This window comes from Lactobacillus kefiranofaciens (assembly GCF_014656585.1).
Classification (GTDB): Bacteria; Bacillota; Bacilli; order Lactobacillales; family Lactobacillaceae; genus Lactobacillus; species Lactobacillus kefiranofaciens.
This window is the reverse complement of the sequence record NZ_CP061341.1, coordinates 643,082-659,580: the sequence shown is the minus strand read 5'-3', so window position 1 is coordinate 659,580 and position 16,499 is coordinate 643,082. Positions and strand designations below refer to the sequence as shown.

Sequence of the window (16,499 nt, the reverse complement as noted above, 5' to 3'; positions counted from 1 at the left end):
ATCTTATCATGAAAAAACATCCCCGAATGAGGGATGCTTCTCACTAATAATCTTTAATTTCCTTCAATTCGCCGTCCGCATTTTCATATGCACTCTTAACATATGACATCTTTAATTCGGGGATGAAATTCATCGTCTTTGTTTGATCCAACACGTCAAGCAAATATACTCTAGTCATCCGATCCAAAGCTAATTCTTTTTTTGCAAAGTTAAGATCTTATTCATATCTTTAGTACTATCGTACTTGCGCAAAGCTTGGTCAACCTCATTAGCCAAGTAAAGCCAGGTCTTATAATCAACCGTTACGACTTTTTCATCTGGCACTTCAAGTTCCAAAATAATTTCATTTTGATCAGGGACTTCAAGCTTATCTTGATCAAATGGCAAACATGAAATAGGAATCTTGTTTTCTAAAATCGGCTTCTTCGACCAAGTTCCCATCTGGTGGATCCCTAGTATAGACAGAAGTCATTTTTCCATGTGCACCATGCTTCTCTACTGGGCCTGAAATAATCTCTTGATTATTTGATTTATACTTAGCTATCACATTTTTAATAGGTTGATCAGTTTGAAGACAAAAATCAAAAACTCCCGTTTCCAATTGTTTAGCCACAATTGCGTTAACCCCATTAGTCTTTTTTCTCAGTCGAATTAATTGATCACCACATTGAAGAGAAACGAAGCCATTTTGTTCATCAACAATAGGCAATCCTAGAATTTCATGATAAAAATTCTTAGATTTATTTAAATCAGTCACAGTAATTACAAAATGATCCAAAGCAATAATTGTCATATTTTCACTGCTTTACATAAGTTATATTATTAAACGTGTTTATTTTTGGAACGATAAATCAATGGAATAACTTGTTTTTCAAATTCTGAGCTCTTAATTGGAATAATTACATCATCATCAACATTAAAAAGCTTAAGCTGTCCTTTTACTTTAATCGGATCAATCAAATTCTTAAGTTTAATGTACCAATAATAGCATTGATCGACATCATTCCAGTCTATTCGATACAGATCCATCACGCAAAGTGCATATCCTGGTGCAGAATTCGGCACTCTTTTTGCCGTAGAGCACATCAAAATCGGTCCGCGATAATTAGTTTTCCACGTGCGATATTCTATTTTCTTGGTGCCGTTAATCATCTGCATGACATAGTCACCACGCACAGACAAAGCTTTCATTATTTATCCCAGTGTTCTTTGATAAATTTTTCTCGGCCACCCGCTTCTTCCATTGCATAACGAAGCGGATCTTTTTTATAGAAATCTTGGTGATATTCTTCTGCTGGATAAAATGGTTGAGCTGGTTCAATTTGCGTTACAATCGGATCATCGAACTTGCCGCTTTCAGCTAATTCTTGTTTGGACTTCTCCGCAGCTTCCTTCTGTGCTGGTGAGTTATAGTAAATTACGGGACGATATTGATCGCCACGATCTTGGAACTGCCCCATTGCATCCGTGGGATCAGTAACCTGCCAATAATATTGAAGCAACTTTTGATAAGGCATTTTTTCAGGATCGAAAGTAATTTCAACGGCTTCTGTATGCCCAGTTTTACCCGTGCAGACTTCTTCGTAAGTTGGATTGGCAACATGGCCACCAGTATACCCACTAACTACCTTTTCTATTTCGGGCAGCTTATCAAATGGGCTCACCATGCACCAAAAGCATCCCCCAGCAAAGATTGCCGTGTCTAATGCGCCTTTAGGCTTGGTATCAGTGGTTTTCGTTTGTTCGTTATTCTCCGTCATTCTCTCATAACCTCCTAAATTCTTGTAATTTTCCGTCCAAATTCCATCCCATTATTTTACATTCAAAATCAATAGAATACAAAAAATACGCTAAGACAAATTCCTAGCGTATTTTTAATATAGGATTTAATGAATCAGCCAATCCAAAAAACTGATCCATTCGCAATAAGTTCACGTAGAATTTCTTACCGCTGATAAGCTTATTGTAACTCATTTTCTCGTTACTTAATATATTCTTTGATTTGTTCAAGATCTTCCTTAGTTGCTAATTTTAAAATGAAATTTTTAGCGTTTGAACGTTTATTTAAATATTGTTTTCTGTCCTTATTTTTTGTTCAAACCAATCATACGAGAAAGGAACTCCTTTTTCTAATGTTTTTGAAAATTAATTTAAGGAATCATTCATCCTTACACAAACTATTTTACAGTCTCTCATTATTCAATTTTTCATTTAATCAAATTAATGATAAATATTGCAACTGCAATAATAAATATTATTAATGCTATTCTATTAATTACTGTAGTAACTCTATTGTATTCTTTATCATTATCTTTCATTTTACTTATCCTTATAATTCATAGTATAATAAAACACACAAGGGAAGTTATCCCTCATGTGTTGGATTAGTGGAGTAATCCAACAATCGAAGCTAATAACATGATTACCGCAGTTATCAGATTGATAATCGCGGTTTTTCTGTTGTAACGTGCCTCTTTTGAGACCCGTCTTCGGTGCTTCTTCATTGGCATCACCACCTTAGTAAGGCTTCATAAGCTTTTCTTAATTCACCTTACATAATAATTGTATATTTATATGAAATTATGTAAATAAAATTTTTTAAAATAAAATGCAAAAAGCCACCCAAGAAGGTCTTTCATCCTTCTAAGTGGCTTTTTTACTACATATCTTTTGCAGATTTCGTCAAATCATTCTTATCTGAAATCCAAGTAAACAATGGCAAATCAATATGACCATTTTCGTCAATTAAATTCATTACTTTTTCCATAAAGAATTCCTGCCAATGCTTATCTGGTTGTACACCGGGATGACCTAATTGAGGAACTAGCCATCCTTCACTCAATGGCTTGATTGGATTAAGACCTACTACCATCCCAATAGTATAGTTTGAAAAATCAAAACTGCCTTCGACTACTTTCCATTTAGGATTTTTCATTAATTCAGGTTGCAATTTATTTAACATTTCAGGCGGAATTTTACCCTCAGTAATTGCCATTCTGCCCTTAATTGGGCCATTTTTCTTTTCAAATTCTTGCAAAGTGCCTTGCATAAATAATTTTTGCCCAAATTGATCAAATTTCTTCTCTTCTTTTAACATAGTTAATTAATCAACTTCCTTTAATATGCTTAAGCTTTATTATACAGAATTTTATCAATGAAAAAAGCTTTCAAGATTCAATTAAACCTCTTAATCTTACATCTATAATCTAAATAGTTTAGTCACGCCCTTAGATTTAGTAGATAATATGAATATCATGAAAAAGTTTTTATATTTTATAATTTTACCGATATTAATTTTATTCATTCTATATTTTTATTTACCTTTAAAAATTAATCCGTTAAAAAACGGATCTATCGTGTTAAAGCCTGCACCAGTAACTACTTACACTAATGTTCAAACTAAATTGGCTGGACTCCATGATTTTCCAATTTATCGCAATATTTCTAAAGACGGTGGTATCAATGCTTTCACTTCTACCAAGGATTTCAGGAACGGTTTGCTTCAATCTCTTAAATCAGCGCAAACCAAGCAAGGACGTTTTTATCAATTAACAGTCAACGGTAGACAAATTGGTTGGGTTAATGAAAAATTATTTTTACGTAGCAAACTACTTGCGGCAAAGCATGTATCTTTAACTCGTAATCCCTATTACTCTTTCCCAGTGAGGGATGCAATTTCTTATATTGCAGACAAGCACGGCACCTTAATCGATCCTAAAAAAGTATCTGCATCCCAAAATTTTGTTAATTCTACAACTCCTGGGAAATTTACAATTAAATTAAAATACCATCATTTAAAAACAACAATCAACGTTCATGTTAGACCTAATTTAAACGAAGGCATTACTGTCGCAAACAGAACTGCTATTGCTGGACCTTCTTTAGTAAAAACATTCTCTGGTAGTTCCAAATCTTCTTCTCCAAATTGGAATCCCGAAAATAATTATCAGCCTGAAACCAAAATTAATAGATATTATGATAATAAGCATAATTTGATGATAACCCAATTTTACCAACCTCGTTTTCATTCATTAACTCCCCAACCTACTCCTCTTAATCAAATAGGAGTTATTCCTCAAGGGATCAGCCTTAAACAAAATCAATTAACTGTTTCATATTTCAGTGAACCTAACGTTGAATGGGGACATCTAGTTACTTATAATCTCAATCATTTGTCCGATCCACTTAAATCACAAAATTTACTTACTATGAAGTGGCGAGAATTTAAAAACACATCACGCAATATTGCAATATCTCCATATATGAAGCTGGGGCACGGACAATCTATCGGCATGACTAAAAAATATATTTATGTACTGGCTAGCAGCAACAAAGAAGCTAATCCCGATAAATCCGAAGAAATTTTTCAAATTTCTAGAAAAAACTACCAAATTAACCATCTTTGGACTATAAAAGTATGGAATCGTTCTAGCTATTATCCACGCTATTTTCATAACGCTTGCTTTATTAATAGTCACTTAATGTACGTTACTTTTCATAATGCCAGCAAAGGATTATATGAATACTGGAAATTAAGTCGAAACGGAAATACATGGATGCCAACAGAAATCGGAGCAACTCAATCTGATTTTGTAAAAAACAATTCACCTCTGCAAGGCTTTACCTCTAGTCGTTCTAAGTTTTACCTAGCTTTTAACGATAATTTATTCATAATTACCCATCCAGGAAAACTCATACAGCACTACCAATTTCATACCTTGCGCGAAACCGAAGGGATAGCTGTAGAAAATGATCGCCCTTATATTGAATTAGCACGCAGACCCGAATTGCTACAAATAAAAAATCAACAAAATAAAAAAGAATTGATAATCACAAATTGAAGTGAGACCTAAAAGTGAGACACTTTTAGGTCTTTTACTATGTCTAAATTTAATAAAGAACAAAAGATAGAAATTTATCGTAAATGGAAAGATGAGAAAATCTCAATCAGTCAGTTGTCAAAAGCATATAAAATGAACTTAGCTAATCTGGATTACATGCTTAGATTGATTGATATGCATGGAACAAATATTTTGAATACTAGAAAGCGGGTTTATTCTAAGAAGTTTAAAGAACAAACAATTGAACCTCTATATTTAGGTTTAAAAGCATATCCGTTAATATATGTAGCAACTTCTCCTAACTTAATATATTTTGTTTTCATCTATTCCCTACAAATCTGAATTTGTTTTTCCTTTCCTTACTTTCCAAGCATATCTTTCAATCTTTCCAAGCATATCTTTCAATTCTTGGAGATCCTTAGTTGCTTCTGCATCCAATTTCATAATTTCTGCCAAAATATCCTCTGTAGGTGGATACTTAACTGGAACATATTTAATTTCTTTATAGCGATTAATTGATAAGTCATACGCATTATCGACTATTTCCTTCTTATCAACTAAAAATGACTTATCTGTACGTTTCCTATCTGCTTCTTTATCTAGACGCTTAAATCGCTTAATGATACCTGGAATATCATTTTCATCAACTTTTGTACGTTTATCATCAAGTGAATAACCATCCGCAGTCATATCATAGAACCATACCTTGTCGGTGCCACCATGATTAGTCTTTGTAAAAATCAAAACTGCTGTTGACACACCAGCGTAAGGTTTAAACACACCTGAAGGCATTGAAATTACAGCTTCTAATCGGTTTCCATCTACAAGTTGTTTTCTAACGGCTTTATGTGCACGTGATGATCCAAAAAGAACACCATCTGGAACAATACATGCACAGCGACCACCAACTTTTAGCATTCTTAAAAATAAGGCTAAAAATAGCAATTCTGTCTTTTTGGTCTTGCAAACTTTCAGTAGATCATCTGATACCGTTTCATAATCCAGACTTCCCTTAAAAGGTGGGTTTGCTAAAACCAAAGAATATTCGTCTTTATCAGTATTTTGATCAGAAAGACTATCACGATAATCAATATGAGGATCAGTAATCCCATGCGTCATCATGTTCATGGCACCGATTCTGAGCATAGTTCTGTCCATATCATAGCCAGTAAACATACTACTCATATAGCGTTTTTTATTCTCTGGATTATAAAAGATTGCTTTTTCTTTTTCTGGATCTTCTCTCAAATACTCTGCAGCGGCTATTAAGAATCCAGAAGTACCACATGCAGGGTCAGCAATTTTATCGTCTGGAGTTGGATTCATCAACTCAACCATCATTTTGATAATATGGCGAGGGGTACGAAATTGACCATTCCGCCCTGCAGTTGACAATTTACTTAGTAAATATTCGTATAAATCACCACGAACATCACTGGACATATTTTCAGCAAGATTACCCTCACTGTCAGCTTTTTCTAAATTACTTTTTCGAACCTTATCCATTGTTTTGTAAATATCATCAAGTGAATCAACAACTTTTGATAATAATTCTGGAGTTGGCAATTTAAAAATCGCATCTGTCATATATTTGGAATACGCACTATCTTTATCATCATGTAGATTTTTGATGAATGGGAATACAAATCTATTCATTAAGATAAACATCTTATCTGCGGGTAAATCATGAAATACTGACCATTTTAATTCTTTACCTTCAATTGTTTGACCACCTATATTCTTTTCTCCCGCAAAAATACTGGTGTATGGTAAACCCAACATCATATTTTCTTTTTGCTGAATATTATCTGCTTCATCTAACTCACGAATAAACATTAAGTAAGTAATTTGTTCAATAACTTCTAAAGGATTAGTCAATCCTCCAGCAGCAAAACTATCCCACAAAGCATCAACTTTATTTTTAATTTCTCCGTTAATCATCTAATTCTCTCCATTTTTAATTGCTTTATAACTGTCCTTAAAAATTTACACATTGTTTTACTATCATTGTACCCTATTTTTACTACTATCAGCTATCCACGAGAAAACTCCAAAGAGCCTCACTAATTTAAGCAACACAAAAAGCATCCCTCACGGGATGCTCTATTCATCATTATCTTGCACCAAGCAAACGTCCAGAACCGATTGAATCAATCTTCAATCCAGCCTGACTCTTCTTAATCGAAGCATTGGTAAATTTCATTACCTGTCTGCTCGTGCCGCCCATATTGAACTTAAAGTCAAAGGTAACGCTATAATTCAAACTCTTCAAATTCTTATTATGTTGCTTAACCTTAACTTTGTAACTTGTCAGACTCGGTGTCTTCTTCCAAGTTCTTACAATCTTCTTCAACTGAGCGTAATTAGGATTCTTCTTGCCATTGATAAAGTCCTTAGCGTTTAGCTTGTTAAAGTTCTTCTCTAATAAAGCCTTCACAGAAGAACTGCCCCAAGTTAAGTCAAAGACATGATTGTTGTGCTTCCTCACAATTGCAGTCGCATTAGCAATCATTTTACTCTTGACTAGCTTGCCGTTACTATTCTTAGCAACGTAAAGCGAGAAGTCCTTAGTTAATGGCATGTCGGTAAAGGTCTTTTCACCCTTGCCATCAAGTTGAGCTGCCAATTTATTGTTTAAGTAATCCTTAGCATTTGGTGCGCTCTTAACCTTGAAGCTGCCGACATTCAGTTTAACTTTACTTTCCTGATCTGACCAAACATCAACAGTCTTTTCATCCTTGGCAGTTTGACCAAGATATGAGGTTTCGGCCTTGATCTTGTAGCGACCTGGCAATACCTGTGCTGCTTGATCAAAGTGTTCACCATTAACCGTCACAGCTGTATGCTGATAATCATTCTTGACTTGCAGCTTGTAAGTTGGCAATTGCACTACATAACGTGGGAAGAGACCCAAGTAATGACCATCTTGGATCAATCGAATTGGGGCCATCGTTCTTCCCCATTAGATCCTTCTTCAGCTTCTTATAAGCCTTCGGATTCTTCTTGTAGTAGTCACTAAGTGGCTTCAACTTCTTGGCTGTAATCTTCTGCTTATCAGCAGCTACTAGATGACTAACTTTGTCATTCTTAATGGCGGTTTCAATTCTATTGACCTGTTGCTTGCGACTGTAGAAGCTGGTGCTTCCCATCACTAGAACTGCAACTAGCAAGATAGCAACTGCACTGACAATTGGCCAAATATTAAAATGTTTCTTATTCTTCAGTAAGGAAGTAGCATGAGCCGGTGGAACCGGATCTGTCTTCTTTGACTTTTTAAGTTTAGATTCTTCCGTCTTTGGCTTCTCAGGCGACTTGGCTAGAGACTGCTCAGCAGGCTTAACTTGCTTGGGCGACTTAGGCTTAGAAGGCGGCGTGGCTGTTTCGGTAGCCGACTCTTCCTTCTCTGGCGGCTTGTCAGATTCTTCATCCGAACCCGACACTTCTCTACGACCTAAAAGTCCGACGTCAATAGTGACGATCGTTTCTTCATTATTAACTAAATTGAAATGACAGAATGGGCAATACTTTTCCTCAGGATCTACTTCTTTACCACAATTAGGGCAAATTTTTTTCATATATCTATCTTATCAAAACAATTCTCAATATAGTTACATTACTATTTTAGTCTATAAACATGAATCTTGCATAACTTATTGACTATAATTTTGAAAAAATATTAAGAATGCAAAAAACGCCCCATTTTCATGGAGCGCTTCAGCACAGATGAATTAATTAAGCGTCAATTTCATCAATCTTAATGTTTACAACATATGCGTTAGGGAACTTAGTATCCTTCAAAATTTTCTTAGCATAGTCATCACCTTCATGGGTTTCAGCATAGCCTCTAACACGGAATGCCTTGTGAGTTGGTACATCAGCAACAACGATAGCTGCTTCTGAACCATTCTTTAAGTTGTCATAAGCTTCTGACTTAGTCTTTTCAAGGTATTGCAAAGTGTTAGCATCAATAGCCTTAAGTGAACCTTTAGGACCTACATCTGGCTTACCTTCCTTGTTAACAGTTGCCATGTATGCTAGGTGTTCGTTAAAGAACTTAATTTGTTTGTCAGTCAACTTGTTAGTATCTAATTTCTTCATATAAAAAATCTTCCTTTCAATAATAACTATTATTATAGTTTGTTTTTATGACACTGTCAAATCTTTTGTGTAAATGGTAAGTGTCAATATTTTTGCGGTAGGCTATTAACCATTAGTCTGACCTTAATTTCTTAAATATTTATTTGATTTATTTTTCTGCTAAAATCGTTTAAATAGCTATGTCCTGCTGTTAAGCTTTCAATGGCGCCGTGATGAATGCCCAGATGAGCTTCATGCGTCTTTCTTAGGCTGGCAACTTAACTGGAGCATACTTAATGCTAACTGTCTTTACAGCAGTTGACTTAACATATCTCTTCTTGCCAATGTAAACATATCTAGTCTTACCATGCTTAACGATCATGGAAGTCTTGTATTTCTTACCCTTCTTGATCTTCTTCTTGGTTGCTTTGAAGTAAATTTTCTTTGACTTCTTGCTCTTCTTGTAAGCGTAGTAAATCTTAGCACCCTTTTTGGACTTAGGGGTTACGACGATGTACTTTAATTCTCTATTCTTATAAGCAGCTTGAACTGCTTCAGTATCAGCAGTAGTTACATCAGCTGCACTAAGGAAAATCATGCAATCCTTACCATCAATGGTCTTGTTTTCTACATAATACAAAGTCAATGAATTAGGACTTTGACCATTTGAACTTGTAGCTTCAGTTGACCAATAAACTGGTACAACTTGGCCCTTAGTATAAGTTGAATCTTGGGACTTAATTGACTTACCATCTTGACTTACAACATAAATCTTAGGCTTGTCAACATTAATAGTAGCCTTTACTGATCTACGCTTAAGACTCACCGTCCCCTTCTTAGCAGTTTGAGCAGTAGCCGCATGAACAGGTTCAGCAGTCATTGCAACACCACTACCAGCTAATCCAGCTGAAAGCATAACTGCCGCAGCTAATGAAGTAAATAATTTTTTAGTTTTCATTATAAACATATCTCCTAAAACAAACTTTATTGTAAAATCATTATAACATTTTTCTTAATTTATTAACTTACAATCTGATTACGAACTATTTCCCGGAAAATAATTGACCTATCGTGCTCATGTCTGCACCCTTAATCACAAAGTCAGTCTTCGGATTCTTAACTGCATCCCCCGCCTCAATCAACGGAATAATGCTCTTTTGATTAAAGTAGCGCAGAACCAGTTCTACTGGCATCGTCTTATAGTTCTCCGCCAGCTCAGTCAATGCTTCAATATCACCATGAACAGGTACTTCGACTTGCATCTTATTCTTGCGAGCTAAGGCAATCACACCTTGATCTTCAATTTCAGTTTCTACCACACTAGGTTTAACCTGAACCTTTTGCAAAATATCGGTTAATTCATCCGCATTAGCTCTAGTAACGCCTAAAGTCTTTACCCAGCCCTTAATCTTAAGCTGTTCGAGTTCTTGCCAGACTTCATCGTTACGCTTAAGATCATCGCTCAACTTCAATAAACACAAATCCGCATGATTTTTAACCAAGTTATTTCGAATAATCTTAAAACTATTGCGTAATTCTTCTCGCGTCTTAATTTCTTCTGAAATTTCGATCTCAACATAAAGTTGTGGACTGACCTTAGTTAGATCTAAGTTCTTATCCGCCGGGCAAGCTAACAGCCGATAGCCCATCTTCACTGCTTTAGCTAATTCTGCGTCATTAGTACCAATTACGCCAATCTTGGGCATTAAACTGCCATCATTTAATACAACTGCTTCATCTAAAATTGCCATATTTTCTCCTTTAAGCTAATTCTACATAGATCTTAATTGCTTCTTTAAGCGTTTGATACACGGTTGACACATGCAAAACATGAGCTAAGAACTTCTCTTTTTTTTCCTTACTCATTGATGAATCAAAGAAAACTTCAATTGTCATTTCTGTTACTACCGACTTGCCATGACCTAGCTTTTCCGTCTGAGCATGATTTTCAACACGAAAATTAGTGACGTCTAAATCATGTGCTTTAGCTATCATTCCTGCTGACATTACAATACAAGAATTTATGCTCGTGCAAAGATATTCAACTGGATTAGGACCCGCATTATGAGCCGCGTCAGTAGTATCACAAATCAGCTCATGATCCCGCGCCTGACTTTGGATTTGCCATTCATTTTTTCCTAACTTTGACTTTACTAAATAATCACTCATGCTCTTCATCCTTTCTTAAATTTAATGATGATCGATCGCATCGTTCAAGCGTTTACGCCAAATAAAGTAGACTAATAACATCACAGGAATCAATACTAGTTCGACCCAATAGAAATACTTAATCGGCAAAACGCTATCGATTACGCCGCTGATGATTGGACCAAAGGCCATCGCAATATCCAAGCCTAAATAAAAGGTAGAACTAGCTAGGCCTTGTTCTTCAATCGGTGCTAGCAGCAGTGCAGTTGACTGCAGTACTGAATAAATAATACCATAGCCTAAAGCCATGCCCGCGGCAGCCAGTGCCATCTGCCAATTATTATTCATGACAGCTAACAAACTAATATAAGCCGCAGTTGAAACTAAACTAATCCAAAACCACACGCCAAAACGTACGGTATCAAAATAACGCTTAAGCCCAATTCTAATAACTAGCAAGACCACGGCATAGATTAAGAAATAGGCACCAACAGCAACACTCAAATGTTTTTGCTCTACATAAGTAACGATATCGGCTTGCGTTACAAAATAAGGCATGGCAAACAAAGTAGTTAGAATAGCAACGGGCAAGACATTCAATTGAATAATCTTAAAGTGTTTCTTTTTTGTCCTCGGCCGCTTAATTGGCAAAGCATGATTACCCACGAATTGAATAGCAATTACCATTAAAAATGCCGATACAGCAGAGGCGATCATACTTTCACGATAGCCGATTTTTTGATAAATATTGATCGACAAGGCTGGAGCCAGCGCCATAGCCAAAGCATTCATTAGGCCATAAAAGCCCATGGCTTCACCCACGTGTTGACGCGGCACCAGGAATGCCAACCAGGTAGTCATGCAGACGGTACACAAAACATAACCAGTCCCATTAATTAACCGAAATAATAGCAGCCATTCGCTAGAGGGCGTGAAGACATAACCAAGCACGCCAATTAAGATTAATACGCCACCAATAAATGACAGTAAATATTTAGAAAATTTATCAGTTAGATTTCCAGCGACTGGGCGCAAAAACATAGCTGCTACACTCATAATACCGACGATAATCCCGGCAAAAGTGCTGCTAGCACCCAAATTCTTGGCATAGCCATTAATTAAAGGATTGACGAACATCGTGCTAAACATAAAGAAGAACGATGCCGCCATTACTAAAATTACGTCTTTAGTATAGATTGATTTTCTCTTCGCCAAAATTGATTTCCCCCGATTCTTGTTTTTATTGTACAACAAACCAAGAAACTATTTGGCAATTTTTAAAATTACGCTAAAGACGATATCATCACCCTTGTGATGAACTGAAATACGACCGCGAAAAGCTTCCGTCAATTCTCGTGCCATCGATAAGCCGATACCCAAGCCGCCTTTTTTAGAATTATGCGACTCATCTTCGCGATAGAAACGGTCAAAGAAGTGACTATAATCTTGACCTTTTCCTTCCTTATAAGTATTGCTTACTCGCAAGATCGCGCTCTTATTCAGGGCACCACCTTTAGTCAATTTAACCTGTACCTTGCCACCAGGATCGCAATACTTTCTAGCATTATTTAGCAAAATATTAAGAATTTCAGCTAAAGTATGCTTTTCAGCAATAACTTTAATTCCTTCTCGAATTGAAATTTGATAAGTTAAATTATTTTTCTTCATTACTGACTTAAAGTCTTGCGTCGTTTCTTCGACAATTTGAGAAAAATCCACCTTGCTGAGAGTAATCTCACCAGTTTCACCTGCTCGCGCAAGCGAAATCAAGCTATTAATCAACTTAGTCAGCTTAGCCACTTGCTGCTTAGTACTTTCATTCCATTCTGAGTTATTGCCGAGCATCTCTTCCATTTCAGTATTCGCTGAGATCACTGCTAATGGCGTCTTCAATTCATGCCCAGCATTAGTAATAAACTCTTGCTGCTTGTGGTAAGTATCGGTTATTGGCTTGATCGCCTTGCGACTAACCAAAATCAAAATTACGGCAAAAACGATCAAAGCACAGATTCCTAAAACAATGGCTACTCTAACTAATAACCAAAAACGATTAAAAATCAAAGTTTCATTCAAAAAAATAACTATCGTTTGTCCAGTGCCATCCTTAGCAACACGATAAGCATATTGGTTTTGCCCAATATTAACATTGCCAGTCTGACTATGCTCTTCCAAAGCCTTGCGCGTAATCGCTCTAATTGTCGTATTCTTTAAACGATAAACATTGGTGCTATTAACCACATGCACGTTATGACTAGCATCAATGGTCACAGCAAAATAGCGATACTGATAAACGGCTTCGGGATTATATTTTCCACCCAAGAAATTGCGGTTAATGGGGTTATCTTGATCGCCGAAGGCAGGCTGCGCATTTTGCGGGGTCAAATGCCCCTCGTTTTTAACCAATGCGGTTAAAACGCGATGAACTTCATTTTGACTCTGAATACGAGTGATTCCAATCAAGCCACCTAGAGTAATTAATAAAACTAATAATAATGCGGCAACAGAAGTGCCGATGAACTTCCAACGAAACTTCTGAATCATTTTCTCACCTACTTAACCAATTTATACGAACCACCTTTTTCACCATCAATGTGAACGGTACTTTGAATGGATTCTAGCTTTCTTCTTAAATAAGAAACATAAATCCAGACCACACTGCTATCGGCATCTTGGTCATTTTTCCAAACATGATTTAATAATTCTTCAGTGGAGAGTTCTTTTCCCTCATTGAGCAAGAAATAATCCATTAATTGTGTTTCTGTCCCGCTTAATATGATTGAGTTCTGACTGACCAGTTCTTGTTCAGCAACATTTAAAGAAACATCCCCTACTCGCAACTCATTCGGAGTGTAATCATCTTCACGCCGCTCTTTTGACCGCAATCTAGCCAGCAACTCTTTTAATGAAAATGGTTTAGTAATGTAGTCATCCGCGCCACTATCCAGACCAGTTACACGATCATCAACTTCAGCCTTTGCCGTTAGCATCAGAATATAAGTTTTATCACCGCGTGCCCGAATTTTCTTTAGAGCTGTAATCCCGTCCATCACTGGCATCATGATATCTAGTAGAATTACATCATAAGAATTCTCCTTACTATGCTCGACAGCCTTCAACCCATTATCAACCGGATCTACATCATAGCCTGACTTCTGCATCGCAACTGTTAACACGCGTAAAAGTTGCGGTTCATCCTCTGCTACTAAAACTCTCATCGATTAAATCAGTCCTCTTCCCTAATTAGCTGGCGAATCGTCTGCATACTAATATCGCAAGACGCAAGTTCATCAGCAACTCGTTTTAATTCTCTACCAATCATTTCGGGATGCTTGATTTGATGCTTATATTTCATCTCATGTTCCAAGCTAGCCCAGGTATCCATAGCAATTGTCCTTAGCTGCACCTCAACGAAGTATTTCCCGGGAATATTTCCGTTAACATCTTCATTAGGCACAGTAACCAATAAGATCATGTGGTAGGAGCGATACCCATTAGGCTTAGCATTAGTGATATGGTCTTTTTCTTTAAAAACGGTGATATTATCCCAACTTTTAATGTAATCAATACAAGTGTAAATATCATCAATGAAATTGCAGACTACTCGCAAACCTACGCTATCGTGATTAATCTGCAGAGCAGAATTAGGCGTCAGCGGAAGGTTCTTCCTGCGGCATTTTTCTTCCATGCTGGCTTTGCTTTTAACACGACCACGCAAATGTTCATACAATCTTTCATGATATTTACGTTCATAATTTTGATTTAATTGCCGAAAACGCAATAGCATTTGATCAAGCAACTCATTAAGTGTCGAGGCATATTTGCCGTAGATATTCAACCTTTATCCCTTCTTCCTAATTATATGATAACAAGCAATTTTGATTTTTCTTTGAAATTTGATTAGTAAAAGATATAAAGAGATTTTTTATAACTTTTTGCCAACAAAAAAACCACATCTATCTCTTCTTAATCGAGATAAACATGGTTTTTCACTAAAAGCTAACTTTTTTACCGTTAGCTAATACTTCATAAGTTAAGTCCTCCAGATTAGCCAGCAGTTCGACCTTCCTAGTCTGTTCATGATTCATGCGTACGATTCGGATTTCATTATCTTGAGGAGTGGAAATATCAATGGATCCATTCAAATCAAAAGCAGTTTCATTATTCCTAAAAGTAAAAAGTTTCAATAAAGATTGAACAACCGGACGTTGCACTTCTTGATCAACCTCAGCCTTGCTGTAATAATGCCGGTTGATATTGCCGACCTTCTTTAGTTTTTTCTAACAGCTCAATATCATTTTTGCCAGCTAGCATCCCCACATAATAAACTTGCGGAATCCCTGGTGCAAAAACTTGAAGCAGACGCGCCATAAAGTATTTCTGATCATCGTCACCCAAAGCTGAATAAAAAGTAGTATTAATTTGGTAGATATCTAAGTTATGGTATTCAGCACTTGAGTACTTCTTCTTAACATTAGCGCCAACTTGATAAAGCTCTTTGCTAGTATAATCAATTTCTGCAGGACTTAAGATATCGCGGGCATCTACTACGCCGATCCCATCATGAGTATCCAGCGTCGTAAATTGCTTCATCGGACATTTCTTCAGCCACGCTGCCAAGCGGTTCGACTTACCAGAATAAAGCGAATACAAAGTTACCATTGGCAAGGCAAAATCATAAATGAAGTAGCCATGCTTGGCAATCTTGAATGGCATCGAATAATGCTCGTGAATTTCAGGCAGAATTGTTGCGCCCTCATCCGCGATGTCATCTTGTACCTGTTTCAATAAGTCCCAAATTTCTGGTTCAACGAAGAAATCATTCGTATCTAATTTTTTCACTGCATAAGCAAAAGCATCTAAACGAATAATATCGGCACCATGCTTGATTAAGCTAATCAGAGTATCCTTAATGAACTTTTGCGTTACCTTTTTACGGACATCTAGATCAATCTGTTCCGGACCAAAGGTATTCCATAATTTTTCCTTGCTACCATCAGCAAAGGTGATTTCTTGATAAGGTGCGCGATCCTTATGTTTATAAATTAAATCAACATCTGCCTTGGTTGGTCGACCCTTAGGCCAGAACTTGTCCCAGCTGAGAAACATGTCAGCATACGGACTTTAATCCTTATTTTTCTGAAAATCCTGGTAATACTTAGATTGTCGTGAAATATGATTAATCATGAAATCAAACATTAAGTAATACTTCTCACCTAATTTTTCAACTTCTGACCAATCGCCAAACTTAGGATCTACAGTACTATAATCCGTCGGAGCAAAGCCACGGTCACCCGTTGATGGAAAGAATGGCAATAAGTGAATGCCGCCAACTGCACCCTTTAAGTCATTCTCCAAGACTTCATTTAGTTCTTTTAAGTTTTTACCCAGACTATCTGGATAAGTAATCAACATTACCTTGTTCTTAATTGGCAT

At 36.5% G+C, this 16,499-nt stretch carries 18 protein-coding genes and 2 pseudogenes; 2 read left to right on the top strand and 18 right to left on the bottom strand.

Annotation, left to right across the window (positions count from 1 at the left end):
* Window positions 1–43: 43 nt before the first annotated feature.
* The 6 genes from ICI50_RS03435 to ICI50_RS03410 all read right to left on the bottom strand — a co-directional run bounded on the left by ICI50_RS03435 (window position 44) and on the right by ICI50_RS03410 (window position 3,097).
* Entirely contained in the window at window positions 44–187 is a 144-nt protein-coding gene (locus tag ICI50_RS03435) for a hypothetical protein (RefSeq protein WP_188891953.1), read from the bottom strand.
* A gap of 2 nt (window positions 188–189) precedes the next feature.
* On the bottom strand, window positions 190–441 hold the full coding sequence (locus ICI50_RS03430) for a hypothetical protein (protein ID WP_143445836.1): 252 nt from the start codon (window positions 439–441) through the stop codon (window positions 190–192).
* Window positions 377–793 (bottom strand): VOC family protein, encoded by a 417-nt coding sequence (locus ICI50_RS03425; protein WP_054640629.1) that lies wholly within the window; start codon window positions 791–793, stop codon window positions 377–379. Before ICI50_RS03425 ends, ICI50_RS03430 begins: the two co-directional genes overlap by 65 nt.
* 29 nt (window positions 794–822) lie before the next feature.
* Window positions 823–1,191 carry an ASCH domain-containing protein gene (locus ICI50_RS03420; protein ID WP_003626425.1) on the bottom strand — a complete coding sequence of 123 codons (369 nt, stop codon included), beginning with the start codon at window positions 1,189–1,191 and terminating at the stop codon, window positions 823–825.
* Window positions 1,191–1,760, bottom strand: a complete 570-nt coding sequence (gene msrA / locus ICI50_RS03415) for a peptide-methionine (S)-S-oxide reductase MsrA (RefSeq protein WP_056941059.1) — start codon at window positions 1,758–1,760, stop codon at window positions 1,191–1,193. Before msrA ends, ICI50_RS03420 begins: the two co-directional genes overlap by 1 nt.
* Window positions 1,761–2,659: 899 nt before the next feature.
* A complete protein-coding gene (locus tag ICI50_RS03410) occupies window positions 2,660–3,097 on the bottom strand; it encodes a hypothetical protein (RefSeq protein ID WP_003626431.1) in 438 nt (145 codons plus the stop codon).
* 157 nt (window positions 3,098–3,254) lie between these two features.
* Between ICI50_RS03410 and ICI50_RS03405 the strand changes: the two genes are divergently transcribed.
* Together ICI50_RS03405 and ICI50_RS03400 are read left to right on the top strand one after the other, a co-directional pair.
* On the top strand, window positions 3,255–4,841 hold the full coding sequence (locus tag ICI50_RS03405; protein WP_244040338.1) for an SH3-like domain-containing protein: 1,587 nt from the start codon (window positions 3,255–3,257) through the stop codon (window positions 4,839–4,841).
* 39 nt (window positions 4,842–4,880) lie between these two features.
* A pseudogene (locus ICI50_RS03400) lies at window positions 4,881–5,111 on the top strand (IS3 family transposase); the annotation flags it as partial.
* A gap of 60 nt (window positions 5,112–5,171) precedes the next feature.
* Here ICI50_RS03400 and ICI50_RS03395 read toward each other — a convergent pair.
* The 12 genes and pseudogenes from ICI50_RS03395 to gtfA all read right to left on the bottom strand — a co-directional run bounded on the left by ICI50_RS03395 (window position 5,172) and on the right by gtfA (window position 16,499).
* Window positions 5,172–6,782, bottom strand: a complete 1,611-nt coding sequence (locus ICI50_RS03395) for a class I SAM-dependent DNA methyltransferase (RefSeq protein ID WP_188891950.1) — start codon at window positions 6,780–6,782, stop codon at window positions 5,172–5,174.
* Between the two features lie 172 nt (window positions 6,783–6,954).
* Window positions 6,955–7,791 (bottom strand): zinc ribbon domain-containing protein, encoded by an 837-nt coding sequence (locus ICI50_RS10770; RefSeq protein ID WP_244040339.1) that lies wholly within the window; start codon window positions 7,789–7,791, stop codon window positions 6,955–6,957.
* Window positions 7,694–8,416: a zinc-ribbon domain-containing protein gene (locus ICI50_RS10765; RefSeq protein ID WP_244040340.1), complete on the bottom strand. Its 723-nt coding sequence runs from the start codon at window positions 8,414–8,416 to the stop codon at window positions 7,694–7,696. The genes ICI50_RS10770 and ICI50_RS10765 overlap by 98 nt, the downstream gene beginning before the upstream one ends.
* Window positions 8,417–8,573: 157 nt before the next feature.
* On the bottom strand, window positions 8,574–8,939 hold the full coding sequence (locus tag ICI50_RS03385; RefSeq protein WP_054640550.1) for a pyridoxamine 5'-phosphate oxidase family protein: 366 nt from the start codon (window positions 8,937–8,939) through the stop codon (window positions 8,574–8,576).
* A 244-nt stretch (window positions 8,940–9,183) separates the two neighbouring features.
* Window positions 9,184–9,876 (bottom strand): hypothetical protein, encoded by a 693-nt coding sequence (locus ICI50_RS03380; RefSeq protein WP_188891948.1) that lies wholly within the window; start codon window positions 9,874–9,876, stop codon window positions 9,184–9,186.
* Window positions 9,877–9,961: 85 nt separating this feature from the next.
* Entirely contained in the window at window positions 9,962–10,669 is a 708-nt protein-coding gene (locus ICI50_RS03375; protein ID WP_188891946.1) for an aldo/keto reductase, read from the bottom strand.
* A 10-nt stretch (window positions 10,670–10,679) separates the two neighbouring features.
* Window positions 10,680–11,087, bottom strand: coding sequence for an OsmC family protein (locus ICI50_RS03370; protein WP_054640547.1), 408 nt, complete (start codon window positions 11,085–11,087; stop codon window positions 10,680–10,682).
* Window positions 11,088–11,108: 21 nt separating this feature from the next.
* Window positions 11,109–12,281: an MFS transporter gene (locus ICI50_RS03365; protein ID WP_188891944.1), complete on the bottom strand. Its 1,173-nt coding sequence runs from the start codon at window positions 12,279–12,281 to the stop codon at window positions 11,109–11,111.
* 48 nt (window positions 12,282–12,329) lie between these two features.
* On the bottom strand, window positions 12,330–13,607 hold the full coding sequence (locus ICI50_RS03360) for a sensor histidine kinase (RefSeq protein ID WP_095342254.1): 1,278 nt from the start codon (window positions 13,605–13,607) through the stop codon (window positions 12,330–12,332).
* An 8-nt stretch (window positions 13,608–13,615) separates the two neighbouring features.
* The gene (locus ICI50_RS03355; protein WP_054640545.1) at window positions 13,616–14,281 is read right to left on the bottom strand and encodes a response regulator transcription factor; all 666 of its coding nucleotides are present in this window, start codon (window positions 14,279–14,281) and stop codon (window positions 13,616–13,618) included.
* An 8-nt stretch (window positions 14,282–14,289) separates the two neighbouring features.
* A complete protein-coding gene (locus tag ICI50_RS03350) occupies window positions 14,290–14,901 on the bottom strand; it encodes a GTP pyrophosphokinase (RefSeq protein ID WP_180707424.1) in 612 nt (203 codons plus the stop codon).
* Window positions 14,902–15,055: 154 nt separating this feature from the next.
* Window positions 15,056–16,499 (bottom strand): annotated as a pseudogene (gtfA, locus tag ICI50_RS03345) (sucrose phosphorylase).